Annotated in this window: 20 protein-coding genes; 8 read left to right on the top strand and 12 right to left on the bottom strand. The window is 63.6% G+C overall.

Annotated elements, in window-relative coordinates:
- Position 1 precedes the first annotated feature (1 nt).
- Genes KTR60_RS04670 through KTR60_RS04635 form a run of 8 tightly spaced genes read right to left on the bottom strand, consistent with a single transcriptional unit; the run spans position 2 to position 7588 of the window.
- Positions 2 to 1183, bottom strand: a complete 1182-nt coding sequence (locus KTR60_RS04670) for an N-acetylglucosamine-6-phosphate deacetylase (protein ID WP_228401895.1) — start codon at positions 1181 to 1183, stop codon at positions 2 to 4.
- Positions 1183 to 1875, bottom strand: coding sequence for an SGNH/GDSL hydrolase family protein (locus KTR60_RS04665; RefSeq protein WP_073512002.1), 693 nt, complete (start codon positions 1873 to 1875; stop codon positions 1183 to 1185). Before KTR60_RS04665 ends, KTR60_RS04670 begins: the two co-directional genes overlap by 1 nt.
- The gene (locus tag KTR60_RS04660; RefSeq protein ID WP_007734316.1) at positions 1872 to 2579 is read right to left on the bottom strand and encodes an N-acetylmannosamine-6-phosphate 2-epimerase; all 708 of its coding nucleotides are present in this window, start codon (positions 2577 to 2579) and stop codon (positions 1872 to 1874) included. Before KTR60_RS04660 ends, KTR60_RS04665 begins: the two co-directional genes overlap by 4 nt.
- Complete coding sequence (locus KTR60_RS04655) at positions 2576 to 3505, bottom strand: ROK family protein (protein ID WP_007734314.1); 930 nt, start codon at positions 3503 to 3505, stop codon at positions 2576 to 2578. Before KTR60_RS04655 ends, KTR60_RS04660 begins: the two co-directional genes overlap by 4 nt.
- Position 3506: 1 nt before the next feature.
- Positions 3507 to 4436 (bottom strand): dihydrodipicolinate synthase family protein, encoded by a 930-nt coding sequence (locus KTR60_RS04650; protein WP_007734313.1) that lies wholly within the window; start codon positions 4434 to 4436, stop codon positions 3507 to 3509.
- A gap of 46 nt (positions 4437 to 4482) precedes the next feature.
- A complete protein-coding gene (locus KTR60_RS04645; RefSeq protein ID WP_007734307.1) occupies positions 4483 to 5541 on the bottom strand; it encodes a Gfo/Idh/MocA family protein in 1059 nt (352 codons plus the stop codon).
- Positions 5538 to 6533 carry a Gfo/Idh/MocA family protein gene (locus tag KTR60_RS04640; protein ID WP_007734295.1) on the bottom strand — a complete coding sequence of 332 codons (996 nt, stop codon included), beginning with the start codon at positions 6531 to 6533 and terminating at the stop codon, positions 5538 to 5540. The genes KTR60_RS04645 and KTR60_RS04640 overlap by 4 nt, the downstream gene beginning before the upstream one ends.
- Positions 6530 to 7588, bottom strand: coding sequence for a Gfo/Idh/MocA family protein (locus KTR60_RS04635; protein ID WP_007734287.1), 1059 nt, complete (start codon positions 7586 to 7588; stop codon positions 6530 to 6532). Before KTR60_RS04635 ends, KTR60_RS04640 begins: the two co-directional genes overlap by 4 nt.
- Positions 7589 to 7862: 274 nt before the next feature.
- On the opposite strand from KTR60_RS04635, the gene KTR60_RS04630 reads away from it, so the two are divergent.
- The 6 genes from KTR60_RS04630 to KTR60_RS04605 all read left to right on the top strand — a co-directional run bounded on the left by KTR60_RS04630 (position 7863) and on the right by KTR60_RS04605 (position 14405).
- The gene (locus KTR60_RS04630) at positions 7863 to 9488 is read left to right on the top strand and encodes an ABC transporter substrate-binding protein (RefSeq protein ID WP_007734285.1); all 1626 of its coding nucleotides are present in this window, start codon (positions 7863 to 7865) and stop codon (positions 9486 to 9488) included.
- 43 nt (positions 9489 to 9531) lie between these two features.
- Positions 9532 to 10491, top strand: a complete 960-nt coding sequence (locus KTR60_RS04625) for an ABC transporter permease (RefSeq protein ID WP_003945671.1) — start codon at positions 9532 to 9534, stop codon at positions 10489 to 10491.
- Entirely contained in the window at positions 10491 to 12569 is a 2079-nt protein-coding gene (locus KTR60_RS04620; RefSeq protein WP_039973385.1) for a dipeptide/oligopeptide/nickel ABC transporter permease/ATP-binding protein, read from the top strand. The genes KTR60_RS04625 and KTR60_RS04620 overlap by 1 nt, the downstream gene beginning before the upstream one ends.
- Positions 12566 to 13384, top strand: a complete 819-nt coding sequence (locus tag KTR60_RS04615) for an ABC transporter ATP-binding protein (protein ID WP_007734279.1) — start codon at positions 12566 to 12568, stop codon at positions 13382 to 13384. Before KTR60_RS04620 ends, KTR60_RS04615 begins: the two co-directional genes overlap by 4 nt.
- A gap of 60 nt (positions 13385 to 13444) precedes the next feature.
- Positions 13445 to 14182 carry a FadR/GntR family transcriptional regulator gene (locus tag KTR60_RS04610; protein WP_007734278.1) on the top strand — a complete coding sequence of 246 codons (738 nt, stop codon included), beginning with the start codon at positions 13445 to 13447 and terminating at the stop codon, positions 14180 to 14182.
- 67 nt (positions 14183 to 14249) lie between these two features.
- The gene (locus tag KTR60_RS04605; protein ID WP_003945810.1) at positions 14250 to 14405 is read left to right on the top strand and encodes a hypothetical protein; all 156 of its coding nucleotides are present in this window, start codon (positions 14250 to 14252) and stop codon (positions 14403 to 14405) included.
- A gap of 55 nt (positions 14406 to 14460) precedes the next feature.
- Here the strand turns inward: KTR60_RS04605 and KTR60_RS04600 are convergent, their stop codons facing one another.
- Together KTR60_RS04600 and KTR60_RS04595 are read right to left on the bottom strand one after the other, a co-directional pair.
- A complete protein-coding gene (locus KTR60_RS04600; protein ID WP_007734277.1) occupies positions 14461 to 15576 on the bottom strand; it encodes an NAD(P)H-dependent flavin oxidoreductase in 1116 nt (371 codons plus the stop codon).
- Entirely contained in the window at positions 15576 to 17249 is a 1674-nt protein-coding gene (locus tag KTR60_RS04595; RefSeq protein WP_039973409.1) for an acyl-CoA synthetase, read from the bottom strand. The genes KTR60_RS04600 and KTR60_RS04595 overlap by 1 nt, the downstream gene beginning before the upstream one ends.
- Before the next feature lie 79 nt (positions 17250 to 17328).
- On the opposite strand from KTR60_RS04595, the gene KTR60_RS04590 reads away from it, so the two are divergent.
- Positions 17329 to 18153 carry a crotonase/enoyl-CoA hydratase family protein gene (locus KTR60_RS04590; RefSeq protein ID WP_007734275.1) on the top strand — a complete coding sequence of 275 codons (825 nt, stop codon included), beginning with the start codon at positions 17329 to 17331 and terminating at the stop codon, positions 18151 to 18153.
- Positions 18154 to 18290: 137 nt separating this feature from the next.
- Here KTR60_RS04590 and KTR60_RS04585 read toward each other — a convergent pair whose 3' ends face one another.
- Together KTR60_RS04585 and KTR60_RS04580 are read right to left on the bottom strand one after the other, a co-directional pair.
- Positions 18291 to 19265 carry a hypothetical protein gene (locus KTR60_RS04585; RefSeq protein ID WP_228401894.1) on the bottom strand — a complete coding sequence of 325 codons (975 nt, stop codon included), beginning with the start codon at positions 19263 to 19265 and terminating at the stop codon, positions 18291 to 18293.
- Positions 19266 to 19438: 173 nt separating this feature from the next.
- A complete protein-coding gene (locus KTR60_RS04580) occupies positions 19439 to 20476 on the bottom strand; it encodes an LLM class F420-dependent oxidoreductase (protein WP_019746980.1) in 1038 nt (345 codons plus the stop codon).
- 73 nt (positions 20477 to 20549) lie between these two features.
- Between KTR60_RS04580 and KTR60_RS04575 the strand changes: the two genes are divergently transcribed.
- On the top strand, positions 20550 to 21527 hold the full coding sequence (locus KTR60_RS04575) for a Zn-ribbon domain-containing OB-fold protein (RefSeq protein ID WP_019746979.1): 978 nt from the start codon (positions 20550 to 20552) through the stop codon (positions 21525 to 21527).
- The last annotated feature ends 10 nt before the right edge of the window (positions 21528 to 21537 follow it).

Here is a 21537-nt window from a genome sequence, read left to right as displayed (position 1 = left end):
CTCAGCTTTCGGTGTAGTTCATGAGCCAGTTCCCAGCGGCCATGACGGCGCGGGTTTCGAGTTCTGGACCGGTGACGATCAGATCGGCGCGGCAACCCGGCACGAGATCGCCGACTATTCCGGCCAGCCCCATCAGCGCAGCAGGCGTTGCTGTCGCTGCGATGACAGCCGAAAGCAGATCGACGCCCGCGTGATTGACGGCTCTGCGGACAATGTCCATCAACCGACTCGTCCCGCCGGCAATGGCCGTTTCCCCCTGGCCGGCCAGCCGCGCCACGCCACCGACCACGTCGACGTCGAGAGGTCCGAGTGGGTAGCGCCCGTCGGGCATTCCCGCCGCAGCCATCGCGTCGGAGACCAACGCGATCTGATGCGGACCGACCAGATCGAACACCGTCGCCACCGTCTCGTCGGCGAGATGTACTCCGTCCCCGATCAACTCGACCACCATCTGTCCTTTCGCGGCCGCGGCAAGACACGCCGCCACTGCGCCGGGAGCGCGATGATGCATCGGAGCCATACCGTTGAACAGGTGAGTGGCACTGAGCGGTGCATGCGCCGAGTATGCGATCGAACGTGTCGCAATCGGGTTGGACGCATCGGTGTGTCCGATACTCACGACGGCCCGGTGACGCTCCAGCAATGAGGCAAGTTCGCCGAAGTGTGCTGTCTCCGGAGCGATCGTCATCGAGCGGATGTGCCCGCGGCCGGCTTCGAGCAGCGACTCGAGCAGAGCCGGGTCGCCGTCGAGAATGCTGTCGGGATCCTGGGCGCCACAACGGAGTACCGACAGGAATGGACCTTCCAGGTGAATTCCGGCCAGCGTGCCCTCGTCCACCAGTCCTGCCAGGAGCTCGATGCGACTGCGCAGGATCTGCGGCGGCGCGGAGACGAGCGAGCCGATCACCGAGGTCGTGCCGTTCGTCCGGTGGTGATCGGCAGCCACGGTGGATCCGAACTCGTCTGCCTCGGGGAAACCGAATCCGCCGGCGCCGTGGCAGTGAACGTCCACCAACCCCGGGATGATCGTTGTCCCCGCAGCTGCCCGTTCGGGTAACGGGTCGGTTCGCTGCGACGCGGGCCCGGCCCACACCACACGATCACCGGAAATCTCGACGACACCGTCCGGAAGCAGTTGCCCACCGGTCACCAGTTGTCCACGAAGAATTTGTCTACGATGCATCACGACATCACCTGCGGTACAACGGGAACTTCGGTATCCGCGATCGACAACTCACGGAGCACGGCGTCCGCGAGCACGTAGTGCCCTTGTTCGTTCGGATGGAATGCGTCAGCCAGGAGAGCCGGCGGTGGGCCCTCGGGAGAATGGGCCGTCCACTGCGCGTAGTGGTCGACGAACACCACGCGCGTCGAGGCGGCAACCTGCCGCACGACCTCGACGTACTGAACCAATCCCGCTCTGGTGGGCGCATTCTCGACGTCGATCGGTGGCGGCGTCTGCAGGATCGGCACCGCACCGATCGCTCGTGTCCGGAAGATCGTGTCCAAGAGGTCGTCTCGAAACCGCTCCAGTCCTTCTTCGCCATCCAATGCGTCATTCGTACCGAGCATGATCAACACCACCGAGGGTTCGAACACCTCGATGCGGTGTGCGAAACCCGCACGCACATCGGAGGATCGATTGCCGCTCACCCCGGTGTTGACAAGGACGTGGTTGAACAAGGAAAGCTCACCACGGACGCGCTCGGCGCAGTGTTCGACGTAACTTCGATGACCGTCGGTGTGCGTCAATCCCTGAGTGATGCTGTCGCCGGTGAAGACCCACCGTATCGGCGTCGAGGAGTCTACGAGCAAAGTCTCCAGCCGAATCCGTTCAGCGGTCCTGGATTTCAGAGCCTTCGACGTCGGGGTCACACCCTCGACCTTTCGGCGCCCGATACTGCCGCTGCGAACTTCGACGTGATGAACGCCGGATCCGTGATTGCGGTTCCGACAACCACCGAGTCTGCACCCAGGGCGATGGCGCGTGCCGCATCCTCCGGGCTGTGGTATCGCCCCTCGGCAATGAGGACTGCATCTGGAAGTGCCTGCCGCAGTTCCGAGATCAGCTCCAGGTCCGGGCCGGCCAGCCGTCGGCTGTTCTCGGTGTATCCCGCCAGTGTGCTGGAGATGATGTCGGCGCCCGACGCGGCGGCAGCGACGCCGTCCTCGAGTGTTCCACAGTCGGCCATGACGAGGCCGCCGCGATCATGGACCGCGTCGACGGTGTCGGCAAAGGTCAGCCCGTCCGGACGAGGTCGCAGCGTGGCGTCGGCAGCCACGATCTGCGCACCCGAATCCACGACTTCGAGGGCTGATTCCCTTGTCGGCGTGATGAACACGCCCTCCGAGCCGATCTTCGTCAAACCGATCACCGGTACCTTCACTGCCGACACGACTGCTGCGACATCCGGGGTTCCGCCCACACCGCCGCAGCGGATAGCCACCGCTCCCCCGTCGACCGCAGCGCGGGCCATCCTCTCGATGGTCCCGGTGTCGCGCAGGGCATGGCCGTGTCCGGCCTGACAGGACACGATCAGCTTCCCGCTGATGATCGTGAGCAATTCTTCGACAGTCACGGTGTTACCTCGATTCGTGTTGCGGCGGCCAGGAGCGCAGCGCCGACGAGCGGCGCATCGGTCCCCAAACGGGCAGGAAGAATGGCGGTTTCGGCAATGGGGCCCATCGCTTCCACCCGGAAAGCGGACGTCAGCGGAGACAGGAGGTCGGCTCCGATCTGGGCTGCGCCGCCGCCGATGACGATCACCTCGGGATCGAATGCAGTCGCGATGCCGGCCAGGACGCGGCCCAGCAGAGTACCGGCGTCGGAGACCACGGCACGGGCGATCGGATCGCCCGAGTGCATGAGCGCCACCACTGCCTGTAACGGTTGAGTGGGCACACCCGCCCGCGCTGCGTACTCGGCTGCCATCGCCGGGCCAGACGCGACTGCCTCGAGGTGATCGGTTCTGCCGCAACCGCAACCTATCGCCCCGGAGACCGGAACCAACAGATGCGCGAGCTCGCCGGCTGTTCCGTGGGCACCGTGGTACAGCTGACCGCCCACGGTCAACGCGCCACCGATTCCGGTACCGATCGAGACGAACAGTGCAGAGGTTCGACCGCGACCGGCGCCGATCATGTTCTCGCCGTGAGCCATCGCGCGCACGTCGTTGTCCACCGTCACTGGTAGGCCTGAGTGTGCCTCGAGTTCTCCGCGAACCTCGGCGCCACTCCATCCAGACAGAATGTCGGAGGCGAAGACGACGCGGCCACGCACCCGATCGATGATTCCCGGTGCACCGACTCCGATTCCGGCTACCGTGTGATTCGCCCTCAGACGGTCGATCAACGCGGTAGCGGTCCCGAGAACGGCTTCCCTACCCGCCGTCGGTGTTGCCGCACGAACGGTGTCGATCACGTCTCCGTCGGACGTCACCACCGCGGCAGCCACTTTGGTGCCGCCGATGTCGATACCGATCCATCGCTTCTGCCCAGATGTCATGTCAGAGGAGCCCGGCCTGTTCCAGAACGACCTTGATCGTTGCGGTCTCGGACTCGTCGAGCGAGAGCATCGGCGCGCACATCGTGTTGCCGGTGATGACGCCGCGCAGGGCCAGAGCCGTCTTGAACGCGCCCAGACCCGCGGCACCGGCACTGACGCGACCCGGTGTCGGCGCCTCGACGATGGAGAACAGATCGGTGAGTCGATCCTGCTCGGCCTTCGCTGCGGCCCAGTCTCCTGCCTGCGCAGCGCGCCACAGTCGTACGTAGCCGTGCGGGTCCACGTTGGCCAGGCCGGGCACTGCGCCCGAAGCACCCATCAGCAGGCATCCGTCGACGACTACCTCGTGCCCGGTGAAGACGGCGAAGTTTTCGAGCCCGGCCGACTGACGGAGCAACATACGGAAACTGACGTCGTCGCCGCTCGAATCCTTCACGCCGGCGATGACTCCCTCGCGACCGAGCTCGACCAGCATTGCCGGGCTGAGCTTGCTGTGGACACGAACCGGGACGTCGTAGGCGAACAACGGAAGATCCACTGCGGCGTGGATGGAGCGGAAATGCGTTGCCGTCTCGGCTGCATCGGTGATCGCGTAGAACGGCGCCGTCGCGACGATGGCATCCGCACCAGCCTCGCGCGCCTGCTCGGCGACGGCGATGACCCGGTTGGTGGTCATGTCGTTCACTCCGACGAGGACCGGTACCTGGCCACCGACGTGACCGATGGCCGTCTGCACCACCTGGGCGCGCTGAGCGTCGGTGAGGTAACCGACCTCACCCGAGGAACCGAGGACGAACAAGCCGTCGACTCCGGCTTCGATCTGCAGTGAGAGCAGGCGTTCGAGCGACGTGGTGTCGACCTCGCCCTCGAGCGTCAGTGGTGTGACGATCGGCGGGACGATTCCGCTGAAGGTGGTGGTTTCCGTGCTCATGGGGTCTCCATATGTTGGTTGTCGGATTGAGTTGTGGGTGCGGCTGTCAGGGAGAAACGGAGACCGGCTGACCGCTCGAGGCGGACAGATAGGCAGCATCGATCACGCGCATCGACGCGCGGGCGTCTGCCACGGTGTAGTCGGGTTCGGTCCGTGTGGGAAGTCGATCGAGCACGTGAGAGAGAAAGCTCGACACCGCGTTGTCCGAACCGAAGCCGCCGATGGGTAGTGCGGTCACGTCTCCCGAGGCCGCGAAGTGGGTCACCGCGGGTTTGTCGTCGTCGGAACTCGCGTATCCGTGGGATCCGAGGACGCGAACCGTCGCGGTATTCGCGCCGAAACCCGGTGCTGCGGGGATTCTTCCGACGGTCACCGTCGCGGTGACGCCGTTTTCCAGGGCGAGCGAGATCAACGCCGTGTCTTCGACTCCGAACTGCTGGTGGGCCCCGCCGTAGAGTGTGCTCGTCTCGGCGTACACCTCGGTGACGTCCAGGCCGGTGAGGTATCGGAGGTAGTCGGCGGCGTAACCGGCGAAGTTCACTACTTCTCCCCCGCCGGAAAGCGCGGGATCCACCACCAGTTCGGGACGCTCGACAGACGTCGCGAAATGTGTTCCGCTTGCGAGGAACTCGATGTCGACGTGGCGCGGCAGTCCGAGATTTCCGGCGTCGATCCATCGGCGCAGTCGCCGGAGCGCAGGTGAATGAGTGCGGTTCACCACCGTGCAGATTCGCCCGTTCGACCGTGCGGCTTGCTGAACCGCCGCGGCCTCCGCCTCGTCGACGCCCACCGGCTTGTCCACCAGGACGTCGAGTCCGGCGTTCAATGCGGCAATCGCAAGCCGCGCATGCCTGGTCGGCTCACTGCAGATGATCGCCAGGTCAATCCGTTCGGGGTCGAGCAACTCGCCGAGTTCGTCGATCCACTCGATGTCTGCGGCCTTTGCCATCGCGATCCCGTCCTCACGAATCCAATCGGGGACCGAGGATTCGTCGGAGGCCCCGACCAGGCTCACTCGAGGATCGGATCGCAACAGGTCCGCATAGGAGCCGGCATGCCTGACGCCGCTGACAAATCCGACGCGGATCGAACCGGTGCCGGTCATTGGTTTTCTCCGATCGAGACAGCGCGGCCGGTGTCGAGCGATTGCTGGGCAGCGATGGCAGTCGCGAGAGCTGCACGCACCTGCCAGTTCTCGACTATCGGGCTCGCGGAACCGTCGAGAGTGGCGATCCAGTGACGCATCTGATGCGACATCGCGTCCTCGATCGACGACGGCGGCGCGTTGGTCGTGTCCGTCATCAGTCCCGGGTCGTCGCCGGTGTCGTGCGCGAGCGTGCCGGAAGTCCCCGACACCACGATCCGACGCACCATCTTTCCCGATTGTGGTAGCGCGTAGGCCAATTCGATCAGAGCCAGCGATCCGTCCTCGAAGCGAACGGTCAGATGGAAGCTGTCGTGCACGGGCATCCCCGCCGCGAAGGTGGGGAAACTACGAGCGAACACACGGGTCGGACGACGACCGATCAGCCACGTCACCAGATCGAGTGCGTGGGTTCCGTTGTGAACGGGGTGACCACCCGAACGTTCCTTGTCGTGTTGCCAGCCTCGCCAGCCCCCTGGCCAGACATGGCCGGTGTACCAACTGAGATGGATCAACCGGGGGTCGCCGATGGCACCTTGTGCAACCGAGTTTCCGATCGAGGTGATCGACGGCTGGAATCGTACGGTCTGTCCGACCATCAGTGAGGTGCCGTTACCTTCGGTGGCCTCGACCATCGCGTCGAAGTCCGCGACTGTCAGCGCGGCCGGCTTCTCCACGTGCACATGCTTTCCCGCGCGGCCCGCGGCTATCGTCACGGGTGCGTGGTCGGGAGTGGCCCCGACGACGTTGACCGCCTGCACGCTCGGGTCGGCGAGAATCTTCGCCAGATCGGTACTGGCCTTCGCGCCCGGCGCCAACGCCGCAACCGATGCGGCCCGGTCCAAGTCACTGCCGAATACGTAGGCGACTTCGACCGACGGGATGCGCGCCAAGGCGCTGACGTGGTCCCGCGCGATTCCGCCGCTACCTATGACGGCTACACGCACCGTCACTTGGCACTTCCCGAGAGCGCTGCCGGTTCGCCGCCACCGAGTCGCACCTGTTCGGCGACGACGAGTGCGCGTTCACGTGCGTACGTCAACGGCGAGTCGGGATCAGCCTTGCCGTCGAGAACTGCTGCCATCTCGTCGATTTCGTGACGAATCGCAGCCTGCATCCACAGCGAGGATCCTCCGTTACCCGAGTTGTACTTCTGCGTCCTGCTCGCAGCGTCGATCAACGATTGGTTCTCGGCGTCGACGTCGAAGATCGGCCACGACTCTACGACCTGTCCCCCGCGCAGTCGGCTGACCCGGCCGGTGTGGAAGTCCGCGTGGACCGAACCTTCGGTGGCATCGACGGTCAGCTGCCACGACGAAGTGTGTGAACGCGTCGAGATGGTGTGTCTGCCGATCGCGCCGCCGGCGAACGACACCACTGTGTTGCGGAAGCCGTCGTCCGCGGTGGCGATGCTCGACACGGCAGTCACCTCGCCGCCGAGCCAGCACATCAGGTCCAGTTCGTGAATCTCGTGAGTCAGTTCTCCACCCGTTCGGCTCTTGTCGAGCTTCCACCACTGTGGATCTGCGCCGTCGGTGTCGATCCATCGTGAGCGAGACGTTTCGATCGCAGCGACCTCGCCGAGCTCCCCCGACGTCAGCAGGCCCGCCAGCCGTCGTACACCCGGCATCATCCGCATGATGTGCCCGACCATCAACGGCGAACCGCTCGCGTCGGCGCTCGCGATCATGTTCTGCGCATCGACCAGTTCGACGGCGAGTGGCTTCTCGACAAAAACTGCCTTGCCGTGTTCGAGCGCCGCGATGGCAGGTTCGGCGTGCGCGTGATTGGGCGTCGCGACGACAACGAGGGCCAACTCCGGGTGAGCGGCCACCGCGTCGTGATCGTCTGTCGGGGTTGCCGAGAACTCTGCGGCGACGTCCTTGGCCCGCTCGAAGTCACGGTCGCACAGCATCGTCAGTTCGAAACGTGGATGGGCAGCCAGCTCGCGAGCGAGGGAACTACCGAAGAATCCGCAACCGACCACACCGACTTTGTATCGGGTCATGAAGTCTCCAAAGATTGGATGAGGGATGTCCTATGTTATACGGCCGGCGTCATCGCTCGTCAATTCGACACCGGTAACACAGTCTTCATCCATGCAGGTGAGCGCACTATTTTTGGCTCGAAACCGGCGAAACGTCGAAGTTCGGCGCCGCCAGTTCCGAAGATTCTCTAGACGCTTTCTGATCCACAATGTAAGTTACGCAACATCGGACGTCGAACATAGGACATCCCCTATCCACTCCCTTGATGTCCCGCTCCCCGCCTTGGAGGCCGCCTTGAAGAACGAACGACCGCTGAGCTCCGCGTTCACCCGCCGAGACCTGTTCCGGTACACCGGGCTACTGGGAGCTGCAGCAGGTATCACCGCGACTCTCGCGGCCTGTGGCGGCGGGCCGTCGTCGACCTCGGTTGTCGGCGGTTCCGCGAGCACCGGCGATCTGACCACCGCCATCGGATACGGCAACGACCAGAGCTTCGACCCGATGCAGACTGCATCCGGTTTCCTCATGGCAGCGGTCAACCACGTCTACGAGGGACTGCTCGAAAACGATCCAGGCACCGGTGAGACGTATGCGGCGCTCGCACAGGCCGTCCCGACCGACGCCACTGCCTCGAGCTGGACCATGAAAATCCGCGAGGGAGCAACCTGGCACGACGGCACTCCGGTCACCTCGGACGACGTCGTCTTCACCTTCGATCGCATCCTCGATCCACAGCAGAACGTACTGATCCGCTCCTTCTTCTCCTCCTGGCTGCAGTCCGTCACCAAGGTCGACGACCAAACGGTGACCCTGAACTTCAACTACCCGTTCAGCGCTGCCGCACAGCGTCTCTCGATCGCCAAGATCATGCCCAAGCACGTCTTCGACGGCCACTGGGACGAGGCCAAGTCCGGAACGCTGGTCGTCGGTTCCGGTCCGTACAAGCTCAAGAGCCACACCCCCAAGAGCAACACAGCTTTCGAGGCCTTCGAGGCGTACAACGGGCCGCGTCCGGCCAACTTCGCGACCATGAACTGGCTCTCCATCGTCGACACCTCCTCACGCATCGCGCGCGTCTCGGGCAACAATGCCGGTGCACAACTCGCCGACAACATCCCCGTCGCCAACGTCCCCACTCTGACCTCCGGTGGGCGCACCGTCGAGGGCAACCCGGGCATGAACCTCATGTACCTGCTCTTCGACACGACTCAGGCACCGTTCGACGACGTTCGTGTTCGCCAGGCGATGTTCTATGCGATCAACACCCCGAAGATGATCGAAATCGCCCTCGGCGGCAAGGCAGCACCGGCCACGAGCTACCTGTACGAGCGCAACCCCGACTACGCGCGAGCGTCCACCGTCTACTCGTACGATCCGGACAAGGCCCGCTCGCTCCTCGCTGCCGCCGGTGTCAGTGGCCTCGACCTGACGCTGCTCTCCACCAACGTCAGCTGGTTGGCCGACTGCTTGCCGACCATCAAAGAGTCTTGGGACGCAGTCGGATTCAACACGACACTCGAACCGCAGGACACCAGCGCCATGGTGAGCAAGCTCAACAGCGGCCAGAAGTTCCAGATCGCCGCCGGTACGTCCAACCCGCAGGCATTCGGCAGCGACGTCGACCTTCTCGTCCGCTACACGTACAGCAAGGGCGGCTTGTGGACGAAGACCTACGCCAAGTGGGACGACACCCCCGAAGCGCAGAAGATCTACGCCACCATGGACGAAGCCACCCGCGAGACCGACCCGGCAAAGCGCAGCACCCTCGTGCAGTCGTACCTGAACCAGATCGCCGAAAATGCTGTCTACTACCCGGTTCTCCATCAGGAGCTCCTGACTGCGTGGGATCCGAAGAAGATCGCCGACGTCACTCCGCTGCCGTACCCCGGCGTCAACCTGCTTCAGGCGAAGCCGGCCTGATACCCGCCCGCTCGGCCGTTTCCCACAACTGAGAGATCCCCCGATGGCAAGAGTCCTCCCCATGCTGATCAGGCGATTACTGATACTGATCCCCCTGATCCTCGGCATCATCGCGTTCGTCTTCATCGTGATGCAGTTCGCGCCCACCGATCCCGCAACCGCGGCGTTCAACGGTGGCAACCCGACTGCGGAACAGTTGCAGCAGTTCAAGGAAGAGAACGGACTGCTCGATCCGCTTCCGCTGCAATACGTTCACTTCGTGACCGATCTGGTCAGCGGCAACATGGGTGACAGTCTGATTTCCGGTACCCCGGTGTTGGATTCGATCTCCACCGCTCTGCCACTGACCATTCAGCTCACGGTTCTCGGACTGGTGATCGCCATCGTGCTCTCGCTGATCTTCGGCGTCACCAGCGCACTGTTCCGCGATCGTTGGCCGGATCAGGTCATCCGAGTGATCTCCCTCGGCGGTGTGGCGGCACCGTCATTCTGGTTGGCACTGCTGATGATTCAGTACCTTGCTGTCCAACTCGGATGGTTCCCTACCGGTGGCTACGTCAATCCGAGCGACTCCGTCAGCGACTGGCTCTGGTACATGGCGCTCCCGGCGCTGTCCCTGTCACTGCCCGTCGCAGCACAACTCACGCGCATCATCCGCACGTCGATGGTCGAGGAGTTGGACAAGGACTACGTCCGGACCGCGATCGGCAGCGGCCTGCCCTATCACGTGGTGATCGGACGGAATGTGTTGCGTAACGCGCTGATCAACCCGCTCACCGTCCTGGGCCTCCGTGTCGGTTACCTCCTCGGTGGCGCTGTGGTCATCGAGCAGATCTTCGGCCTGCCCGGCATGGGTCAGCTCATGATCAACGGCGTCACCAACGGTGACCCCGCAGTCGTTCAGGGTGTTGTCATCGTCATCGCGGTCGGCTTCGTCGTCGTCAACCTCGCCGTCGACATCCTCTACCTGCTTGTCAATCCACGACTTCGGAGCGCAGCATGATGAGAAGAAAACTCACCGAGAAGCTTTCGCGACCCGGCATCACCTTTTCTCGCTTCCCCCTCTCGGCCTGGCTGTCGATGGCGGTTCTCGCGATCATCGTGCTCGCCTGCCTCTTCGCGCCGCTGATCACGCAGTACACCCCGCTCGAACAGGCGGTGGGTACCGCGGGCCCCAGCGCCGAGCACTGGTTCGGTCAGGACAGTCTCGGTCGAGATCTGTTCAGCCGCTTGCTCTACGGCGGACGCTGGTCGCTGACCATCGGTCTCGGTTCCACCTTCCTCGCACTGTGCGCCGGCGCTCTCATCGGATCGGTGGCCGCAACGAGCCGAAAAGGCGTCGACGAGACCATCATGCGTGTGCTCGACGTGGTCATGGCGTTCCCGGGCATTGCGCTCGCTGCCGTACTCGTCGCGGCCTTCGGTGGTTCGATCCCGGTTCTGATCGTCACTATCGCGTTCCTCTACACACCGATGGTGGCTCGCGTCGTTCGCGCAAACGTTCTCGCTCAGTACGGCGAGGACTACGTCGCGGCCGAAAAGGTCATCGGCGCAAGAACTTCACACATCGTCGTCAAGCACGTCGTAGCCAACTGTGCTGCGCCCGTTCTCGTCTTCTGCACTGTCATGGTCGCCGACGCCATCGTGCTGGAAGCCAGCCTGTCGTTCATCGGCGCCGGTGTGCGTCCCCCGGACCCGTCGTGGGGATCGGTGATCGCCGACGGCAAGAACATGGTCCTCCTCGGTGGTTGGTGGGCAACGGTGTTCCCCGGCCTGCTCATTCTGCTGACGGTGCTCTCCCTCAACGTGCTCGCCGAGGGCCTGACGGACGCGATGGCCGATCCGAGTCTGAAGAAGACCAAGAAGACGCCCTCCGCGCTCCAAGCAGCGCAGACCGCTGCAGCGGAGGAGACCTCCAACGAGCTCATTCTGGAGGACGAAGCCGCATCGGTCACCGACACTCCGGGGTTGATAGACGACTTCGCCGATCCGAGCGTCGTGAAAGATGTTCTCGAGCCGGCCGCCGAGCCGACTCCTCTCGAAACGCACCTGAAGATCCTGGCGGAAACCGAGCGGTCCCGCTCCGATCGTCTTGTGTACGAGGGCGATGCCGCGCCACTCCTCGAGGTCCGCAATCTCACGATCCGGTTCCCGGAACGCTACGGAGACACCGCGATCGTCGACAACGTGAGCTTCACCGTCCGCCCGAACGAGACGATGGCACTCGTCGGCGAGTCCGGTTGCGGAAAATCGCTCACGTCGCTGGCGATCATGGGTCTGCTACCCAAGACGGCAGTGGTGACCGGCGAGATCCTGTTCGACGGAGTCAACGTCCTCGAGCTGAACAACCGAGAGCGAAACAAGCTGCGCGGGCACGACATGGCCATGATCTACCAGGACGCGCTGAGTTCACTGAATCCGGCGATGCTGATCCGCGCGCAGTTCAAGCAGCTCACCAAGCGCGGCGGTACCCGCACAGCCGAGGAACTGCTCGAACTCGTCGGACTCGATCCGGTGCGCACTCTCTCCAGCTACCCACACGAGCTTTCCGGTGGTCAGCGTCAGCGCGTTCTGATCGCCATGTCGCTCACCCGCAGTCCGCGGTTGATCGTCGCGGACGAGCCCACCACCGCTCTCGACGTCACCGTCCAGGCCCAGGTCGTGGACTTGCTCAACGATCTTCGGGAAAAGCTGGGGTTTGCCATGGTTTTCGTGAGCCACGATCTTGCACTCGTTGCTTCACTCGCTCACAAGATCACGGTGATGTACGCCGGTCAGGTCGTCGAGTCGGCGCCCACGAGTGATCTGCTCGTCGATCCCCGCCACGAATACACCCAGGGCCTTCTCGGTGCCGTTCTCTCGATCGAGGACGAAGCGCCGCGACTGCATCAGATTCAGGGAACTGTTCCCTCGCCCGGAAACTTCGCGCCGGGTGACCGTTTCGCCGAGCGTTCCACTCGCCCGGACTCCGACCCCCTCCGAAAGCCGGAGATGGTCCGGGTCGACGGGACCGAGCATTGGTTCGCCGACCAGTCCGCGACTCCCGTACGTACAGAATCGGAATTGGAGAGCGTGCGATGACTACAGCTGAAGCACCCATCCTGGAACTGAAGAACATTCACGTCGTCCACAAGACCCGTTCGGGATCACTGTTCAAACCGGGCACAGTTCACGCGGTCAACGATGTCAGTATCGACGTACGACGAGGGACGACGATCGGCATCGTGGGCGAGTCGGGTTGTGGCAAGTCCACTCTGGCCAAAGTCATGGTCGGACTGCAGAAACCGACGTCGGGCGACGTGGTCTTTCGCGGCCGAAGCGCTCTGACCCGGTCGGCCGGCGTGCGCAAGGAGTTCGGCCGGGCGATTTCGATCGTCTTCCAGGATCCGGCTACCGCGCTCAATCCCCGAATGACGGTGGCCGACATCCTCACCGATCCACTCGACGTCCACGGCATCGGCAACCGCGCGAGCCGGACCGCCCGAGTTTGCGAGCTGGTCGGTTTGGTCGGACTCCCCCAATCTGCGCTCGAAGTCATCCCGAGCCAGATCTCCGGCGGTCAGCGGCAACGTGTCGCGATCGCGCGTGCACTCGCGCTCGAACCTGACGTCATCGTGGCCGACGAGCCGACGTCGGCGCTCGACGTCTCGGTGCGAGCGCAGATCCTGAATCTGCTCAGCGACATCAAGGCTCGGTTGGGGCTCGGCATGGTGTTCATCTCGCACGACATACAGACGGTGCGGTACGTCTCCGACACCATCGTCGTCATGAACGCCGGGCGGATCGTCGAGCAGGGAACGGCCCAGGAAGTATTCGACAACCCGTCGGATGCGTACACGGCCAAACTGCTGGGTGCGGCGCCCAGCCTCCTGCAACGCACCGTTGACGTGGGTTGACCAATGGAGCGGATGACCGGACATAGGATGAAGGACGTTCGTATCAGAAAAGGGGAATCGATGTCTGTCCGGAGTGGCACACAGGGCGCTCGTTTCAGCGCGCAAAACCGCATGCGCGCACTTCAGACGGACATCATGAACTTGATCCTCGAACGCAGGCTCTCCCCCGGCGACCCGATGCCCACCGAGGCCGAACTGTCCGAGGAATTGGGTATCGGCCGAAACACGCTCCGGGAGGCGCTCAAGGTTCTGCAGGCCTTGGGCGTCGTCGAGATCCGTCACGGCTTCGGAATGTTCGTCGCCCCTAGCAACTTCGACGCTCTCGCCGACGGCCTGACCTTCCGTGGCCGGTTGTCCTTGCAGGGCACCGGGCACGAGGCGATGGAACTGGTCGACATTCGTCAGGCACTCGAGACCGGACTGATCGGTGCGGCGATGGCCGAGATGACGTCGGCCGACCACGCCGACCTCGACGAACTCGTCACCGGCATGGAGGTCCGTGCCGCTGCCGGGAAGAACTTCTCCGACATCGACGCGACCTTCCACTCCCGCCTGTACTCCCCGCTGGACAACCAGGTCCTCGCTCAGTTGATGGACGTCTTCTGGCAGGTGTACAGCGAGATCCAGCAGGCCATCGGGCATTCGGATACGCCGCTGATCGACATCGCGTCGAAGCACCGTGCGATTCTCGACGCGATCCGTACGGGTGATGCAGTCGAGGCGGCGCACACTCTCGATGTGCACTTCGGTGGCCTGCGCGAGCGGATCGCCAGTCTCCATGCGTCGGAAGCGCAGTAATTTCGAAACACGTGATTTTGCTCCGCTGTCTCACCATCGCGCCCGTTCTTCCGGCAAAATTACGGGTATGAAGAACCCGAACCTGACGCCTTCGCGCGTTCTCGCAGTTGTCCTCGCTGCCGCCCTGGTCATTTTCGTGATCGCACGCCGCCGCGACGACGGCGCCCTCAGCCGCGGAGAATGGTTGTCGGACACCGTCGGACCGGACGACCTCGCCGGCTGAAACGACGTGTGCCCTCGGCCGAAACTCGGCCGAGGGCACACGCACGTGTCATCTACTACTTCATCGAATCCAGCCGGGTTCGCGCGTCCTCGAACCCGGACACCAGCTCTGCCATGACCTCGGCGACCGGGCGGATCTCGTTCATCCGTCCCACGATCTGACCGACGGGCATTGCCACAACTTCCGGGTTCTCCGATGCAGCGATTCTCTGATGAGCGTCGCTGACCAGAAGGTTCTGCAGCGGCATCGGCAAGGGCGCCGGTGCTCCCGGGTTCGACCAGGCTTCCGTCCACTTGGTCTTGAGCAACCGAGCGGGCTTACCCGAGTAGATGCGCGAACGAACGGTGTCGGCCGACGTCGCGCCCAACAGTGCACGCTGAATAGCGGACGGGCCATCGCCCGATGCACTGCCGAGTTTGTATTCGGACGTGGTGAGCCAGTACGAGCCCATCCACACTCCGGACGCACCGAGTGCAAGTGCGGCAGCCACCTGACGGCCGCTGCCGATACCCCCGGCAGCCAGCACAGCAGCTGAATCACCCAGTGCATCAACGATTTCCGGAACGAGAACCATCGACGCAATTTCGCCGGTGTGACCGCCTGCCTCGTAGCCCTGCGCGATCACGATGTCGACACCGTTCTCGACGTGACGACGTGCATGCTCGACGGCGCCGGCCAGCGCTGCTACCGGTACGCCCTTCTCGTGCGCCTGATCGATGACGTCCTTCGGCGGTGATCCCAATGCATTCGCAATCAACGCGATCCGGTGTCCCAGAGCAACATCGACGTGAGACCGCGCCACCGAGTGAAGCCATCCCAATACGCCGGTCGCATGCTCGACGTCGTCGGAAAGCGGCGGCACACCGAGCTCGTCGAGCGTGCGGTTGACGAAGGCGCGGTGCTCCTCCGGAATCAGCTTGTCGAGATCGACGGCGCCGCCCTCTGTCGGCACCTTGGCCGGCATGACGATGTCGACGCCGTACGGCTTACCGTCGGTGTTCTCGTCCATCCACGTCAGTGCGGCTTCGAGCTCTTCCGGGTCGTTGAACCGGACGCAACCGAGCACGCCCAGACCTCCCGCGCGGCTGATCGCGGCCGCGACGTGCTCGGAAGGAGTGAATCCGAAAATCGGGTATTCGATGCCGAACTTGTCGGCGAGATCCGAACGCATCAGGCTTCCACGCTTTCGTTTGCGGACGCCACAGGAGCGCCGTTTCCGTTGTGATCATCGGCCTCGCGCGATTCCGTTTCGGCCTTCGCCCAGCGGTAGTCGGGCTTGCCTGCCGGGTTGCGCTTGATCTGGTCCACGAACCACACGCTGCGCGGAACCTTGTATCCGGCAATCTCTTTGCGTGCTGCGGTGGCGATGTCGTGCAGCGTCGGCGACGTGCCTTCGCGTACCTGGACCACTGCGGCAACGCGCTGACCGAAGCGCTCGTCGGGGATACCGACCACCAGGACGTCGAAGATGTCCGGGTGCGCCTTCAAAGCGCCTTCGACCTCTTCCGGGTACACCTTCTCGCCGCCGCTGTTGATCGACACCGAACCGCGGCCGAGCATCGTGACCGTGCCGTCGGCTTCGACCTGCGCATAGTCGCCGGGGATCGAGTAGCGAACGCCGTTGATGGTGCGGAAGGTTTCGGCGGTCTTGACCTCGTCCTTGTAGTAGCCGAGCGGGATGTTGCCCTTGCGAGCGAGCATGCCGCGCTTGCCCGATCCGGGTTCGACCTCGTTGCCGTCGTCGTCGAGAACCGTTGTGGAGGCGTCGATCTTGACCGTCGGACCGCCAGTGTGCTTCTGGCCCTTGCTCAGCACGGCGAGTCCACCGAAGCCGGTCTCGGATGCTCCGATGGAGTCCGTCAGCAGGCGGTTGGGCAACAGTTCGAGGAACTGCTCCTGGATACTCGGCGAGAAGAGTGCAGCACTGCTGGCCATCACGTAGAGCGTCGAAAGATCGTACGGCTCACCGGTCTCCGGGTTTCCGGCGATGAGTGCGTCGAGCATCGGACGGCCCATCGCGTCACCCGTGATGAAGATCAGGTTGACCTTGTGCTTGTCGATGTTCTGCCACACCTCGTGGGCGTCGAATTCCGGGTGCATCAAACAGGTTCCGCCGCCGAAGAGGCTGTGGAATACCGCCGACTGCGAACCGCCGTGAATCATCGGGGGGATCGGGTAGCGGATCATGCTCGGGTTGGCGGCGCCGACCTTCGCCATCTCGTACTCGTCCTCGACCGGAACTCCGGTGACGAAGTTGATGCCTCCGCCGAGAACACGCCACCAGTCCTCGTGACGCCACATGACGCCCTTGGGACTTCCGGTGGTGCCGCCGGTGTAGAGCATGAAGATGTCGTCGTTGCTGCGCTCTTCGAAATCACGCTCACCCGAACTCTGCGCGAGTGCGTCCTCGTAGCCGATGCCGAAAGCACTGAAGTCCAGATCGGTGCCGTCCTCGACCACGATGACGGACTTGACCTTGGGAGTGTTCGGCAGGACGTTCGCGACCTTGTCCGAGTAGCGGCGCTCGTGAATGAGCGCAACCATGTCGGAGTTGTCGAAGATGTACTGCAACTCGTTCTCGACGTACCGGTAGTTGATGTTGACCATCACGGCCCGGATCTTGAAAACCGCGACCATGGCCTCGATCGCCTCGATGACGTTCCGGCAGTAGATGCCGACCTTGTCACCCGGCTGAACGCCATGTTCACGCAGGTAGTGGCCGAGGCGGTTTGCTCGGTCCTCCAACTGTGCATAAGTCATCTCGCGGTTGTCCGAGACCAGCGCAACGCGGTCCGGAACGAGGTCGATTGCGTGCTCTACGAAGTCTGCGATGTTAAGGGCCACGAGTTCAAAGTAGAACGTGTTACCGTTTCTGGCAAGACCCAATTTGAGAGCCAGCTCACAGACCCGCCAGGAGCCATCAGTGTCCACTTCGACGACCGAAAAATCAGACATTTCGGAAACCGCGCCGCATTGCCTCGTGGAGAAGCGTGGCCACGTTCTCATCGTGACCATGAATCGCCCCGAGCGTAAGAACGCCATCACCGGCGAGATGATGGCGATCATGGTCGACGCCTGGGATCAGGTCGACAACGACCCCGAAATCCGTGTCGCCATCCTCACCGGTGCGGGCGGCGACTTCTGCGCCGGCGCCGACCTCAAGAACATGTCCGCCAAGCCGCCGGGAGATTCCTTCGCGGGCGGTGGCGTCGACATGTCCAAGATCGAAGGCCTCCTCAAGGGCCGTCGGTTGACCAAGCCGCTGATCGCTGCGGTCGAGGGTGCAGCCATCGCCGGCGGAACCGAAATCCTGCAGGGCACCGACATCCGCGTCGCGGGTGAGAGCGCCAAGTTCGGCGTCTCCGAAGCCAAGTGGGGGCTCTTCCCGCTCGGCGGTTCCGCAGTGCGTCTGGTGCGACAGATTCCGTACACGATCGCGGCGGACATCCTGCTCACAGGTCGTCACATCAAGGCTCCGGAGGCCAAGGAGATCGGGCTCATCGGCCACGTGGTCCCGGACGGCCAGGCCCTCGACAAGGCGCTGGAGCTCGCGGACCTGATCAGTGCAAACGGCCCTCTCGCCGTGCAGGCGATTCTCAAGACCATCCGCGACACCGAGGGCATGCACGAGGAAGAGGCCTTCCAGATCGACGCACAGCTGGGCATGAAGGTGTTCATGAGCGCCGACGCCAAGGAGGGCCCGCGAGCCTTCGGTGAGAAGCGGGCGCCCCAGTTCAAGGGCGTCTGACCCACCCCTGTCTGAGCCACCCCCGTCTGACCGACCCCCGCCTGAGCCCCCTTTCCTGTCCGCTCTCGGTCCCACCCACCCCCTTTTCGAGCGAACGTACCTTTCGGCGCCTTCAGTGTGCCGAAAGGCACTTTCGCTCAGCCGGTTTCGTCCAATTTCACCCATCTCGACCTCGCGAACACCTGCGGCCGGAGACGTGACTGCGCCAATCTGTAGTGCGCACGCAGGTCCTCGATCACGCGATCAGGGTCCGTTCGCAGTGCACTGGGCACCGTCGGCAACACGATGATTCCCGCATTCTGCATACGCGTCCGACGCTCCACCGTGCGCTTGTAGTCCGTCGGCGCGGCATGCCATTCCAAGGAGTCGATGTCCCACGCGAAGGCAACCGAATCGATCCATCCGTCCGGAACTGCGATGAAGTCCCCGTTGGCATCCCGGATCTCATGGTTGAACAACATTTCCGGCAGCCCGCTCCGCTGCCACAATTTTCGCGCGTGAACCTCCGGAACCGAGTGGACGTTCGCGTTCACTTCGCGCAACACGACCCGAGGTAGCGCGGAACCCCGACTGCTACCCGCTTCGAGTTCCTTCGCAAGTTCGCGCACCGAGACATCGCCGCGCTGAACAGCCTCAGCGATGAGTGCCCGTGTGGGATCGAGCGCCTTGTACCGCCTCGCAGCGTCGAGTAACGCTCGCGGCAGCGGAGCACAGCGCAGACCGTTCCGAATCTCCGGCTCGGGCAGTCGAACAGTGCGCTCCACCGTGACGAACCCAACCGATTGAACTCGACGGTCGATGGGGATGAGCACCTGCACATCCCCCGAGTGCGTTCGATATCCGTACTCCGACATGGCTGATCGCCCGGTCAGCAGGGAATCGTCACCGCTCAACATGAGCGCAGCGATCGAGCGTTGACGTGGCGTCGGTTGACCGTTTCTGAGCAGAATGACCCCCGGCAATATGCGCTGCCACGGTCCACCTACCCGACACCGGGTGTGCACTGCGGAGTTGGACACGCCCAATCGCGCCAACTCCGCCGTTCGGATCACTCCGCTTCGACTGACGCGGTAAATCGCGTCCAGATCATCGCCCCACGTTCCTCGCCGCATGGTTGCAGCATGACTCGAGCATCAGCGCGGGCCCCGGCGGCGAACTGGGGTTTCGGTGCGCCTGTGGATAACTTTGGGCGAGCGAAAGGTACGTTCAGCGCCTCAGATGCGCTGAACGTGCCGTTCGCTCGAAGAAAAAGGGGGGTACCGCTCGAAAATGGGGGGTGCCCCGCTCAACCACCCACCGCGGCCGCGAGCTCTCGCACATGGTCGGCGTCGCGGCAGGTCACCAGCAGCATCGTGACTCCGGCTTCCTCCCAACGCTTCACGTCTGCGCGCACCTCGTCGACGTTGCCGATGATCATGGTCTCGGTGACCATCTCGTCGGGGACGACGGCAGCAGCTTCGTCCTTGCGGCCCGACATGAAGAGGCGACCGATCTCGTCGACCTCCTTCTCGTAGCCCATCCGCTTGTAGACCTGCGCGTGAAAGTTCAACTCCGGGGCGCCCATTCCGCCGACGTAGAGGGCGGTCATCGGCTTGAGAGCGGCGATGGCAGCGGCGCGATCGTCAGTCACGATGACCTGGCACGTGGCGGCCACCTCGAAATCTTCGCGACTACGACGGGCCCCGGCGCGAGCGAAGCCTTCGTCGAGCCACTTGTTGTACATCGGGGCCAGGCGCGGGGTGTAGTAGATCGCCAGCCAGCCGTCGGCGATTTCACCGGCGAGCGCGACGTTCTTCGGCCCTTCGGCGCCGAGCCAGATCGGGATGTCCGCACGCAGCGGGTGCGTAATGGGCTTGAGCGGCTTGCCAAGTCCCGAACTGCCCGGTCCCGCATACGGCAGAGGGTAGTGGGGACCGGGACTGGTGACGGGCGCTTCACGGGCGAGGACCTGGCGCACGATCGAGACGTATTCGCGGGTGCGCGCGAGCGGCTTCTCGAACGGCTGGCCGTACCAACCTTCGACGACCTGCGGTCCGGATACGCCGAGCCCGAGGATCGTTCGCCCACCGTTGAGGTGATCGAGAGTGAGCGCGTGCATGGCACAGCTGGTCGGTGTTCGCGCCGAAATCTGTACGACGGAGGTCCCGAGACGGACGTTCTCGGTGCGCGATCCCCACCAGGCGAGCGGGGTGAAAGCGTCCGAGCCCCACGACTCCGCCGCGAAGACCGCGTCGAATCCGGCGCCTTCCGCGGCCTCGATCAGTTCCGGGGCGTTTGCCGGCGGCTGTGCGCCCCAGTATCCGAGTTGCAACCCAAGCTTCATCGCAGGCCTCCACATTGCCGGTGATCAGAAGTGACTCTTGCCACAATCTCTAGAACCTGTTCTACTCGATCTTGTGACCATCGGAAAGAGCGGGGTGGCCGACAAGCCCCTGAGCGCACCATTGAATCTCCATTTCGACTACACCAGATCGACGGGACCGACCATCGGCGCGTTCGTGACTGCCCTGCGTGATCGCAAGGTGATCGGCGCACGCGGGTCGAACGGTCGTGTCTTCGTGCCGCCACCGGAATTCGATCCGGACACGGCCGAGCCACTGACCGACTTCGTCGGAGTCTCCGACGGCGGAACGGTCGTGAGTTGGACGTGGATGCCCGAACCCATCGAGGGTCAACCCCTGACGAAGCCTTTCGCGTGGGCCCTGATCAAGCTCGACGGCGCGGACACGTCCATGCTCCACGCAGTCGACGTCGACTCCCCCGACGACATCAGCACCGGCCTGCGGGTTCGTGCTCGCTGGGCGTCGGAGCGGATCGGGCAGATCAAGGACATCGAGTGCTTCGAACCAGGTGAGAGCGAAAATGGAATCGCGACAGTCGATTCCAGCGCCGATCCTGTCACCATGATCACGACGCCTGTCGACCTGCACTTCATGCATTCCGCTTCGGCCGAGGAGAGTTTCTACCTCCGCGGTCTCGCAGAAGGCAAGCTCATCGGTGGTCGCAGCGGACCCGAAGACAAGATCTACATCCCACCGCGCGGCGCGAATCCCACCAACGGGAAGCCGACGAGCGAGCAGATCGAACTGCCGGACAAGGGAATTGTCACCACCTTCTGCATCGTCAACGTCCCGTTCCTCGGGCAGCGAATCAAACCGCCCTACGTGGCCGCCTACGTGCTTCTCGACGGGGCTGACATTCCGTTCCTGCACTTGATTCTCGAATGTGATGCCGCGGACGTACGCATGGGCATGCGCGTCGAAGCCAAGTGGAAGCCTCGCGAAGAGTGGGGTTACACCCTCGAGAACATCGAATACTTCCGGCCGACAGGTGAACCCGACGCCGAGTACTCCACCTTCCAACACCACCTGTGAGGCTCCTGAA

Source organism: Rhodococcus sp. C1, assembly GCF_020809065.1.
GTDB classification, from domain to species: Bacteria; Actinomycetota; Actinomycetes; order Mycobacteriales; family Mycobacteriaceae; genus Rhodococcus_F; species Rhodococcus_F qingshengii.
Note: the sequence above shows the minus strand (reverse complement) of the source record. Positions and strands in the feature narration are given on the sequence as shown.

Coding starts and splice junctions, on each gene's coding strand:
- KTR60_RS04670 (WP_228401895.1), bottom strand. CDS start 1,183: ATGCATCGTAGACAAATTCTTCGTGGACAACTGGTGACCGGTGGGCAA.
- KTR60_RS04655 (WP_007734314.1), bottom strand. CDS start 3,505: ATGACATCTGGGCAGAAGCGATGGATCGGTATCGACATCGGCGGCACC.
- KTR60_RS04650 (WP_007734313.1), bottom strand. CDS start 4,436: ATGAGCACGGAAACCACCACCTTCAGCGGAATCGTCCCGCCGATCGTC.
- KTR60_RS04645 (WP_007734307.1), bottom strand. CDS start 5,541: ATGACCGGCACCGGTTCGATCCGCGTCGGATTTGTCAGCGGCGTCAGG.
- KTR60_RS04635 (WP_007734287.1), bottom strand. CDS start 7,588: ATGACCCGATACAAAGTCGGTGTGGTCGGTTGCGGATTCTTCGGTAGT.
- KTR60_RS04625 (WP_003945671.1), top strand. CDS start 9,532: ATGGCAAGAGTCCTCCCCATGCTGATCAGGCGATTACTGATACTGATC.
- KTR60_RS04620 (WP_039973385.1), top strand. CDS start 10,491: ATGAGAAGAAAACTCACCGAGAAGCTTTCGCGACCCGGCATCACCTTT.
- KTR60_RS04615 (WP_007734279.1), top strand. CDS start 12,566: ATGACTACAGCTGAAGCACCCATCCTGGAACTGAAGAACATTCACGTC.
- KTR60_RS04610 (WP_007734278.1), top strand. CDS start 13,445: ATGTCTGTCCGGAGTGGCACACAGGGCGCTCGTTTCAGCGCGCAAAAC.
- KTR60_RS04605 (WP_003945810.1), top strand. CDS start 14,250: ATGAAGAACCCGAACCTGACGCCTTCGCGCGTTCTCGCAGTTGTCCTC.
- KTR60_RS04600 (WP_007734277.1), bottom strand. CDS start 15,576: ATGCGTTCGGATCTCGCCGACAAGTTCGGCATCGAATACCCGATTTTC.
- KTR60_RS04585 (WP_228401894.1), bottom strand. CDS start 19,265: ATGCGGCGAGGAACGTGGGGCGATGATCTGGACGCGATTTACCGCGTC.
- KTR60_RS04580 (WP_019746980.1), bottom strand. CDS start 20,476: ATGAAGCTTGGGTTGCAACTCGGATACTGGGGCGCACAGCCGCCGGCA.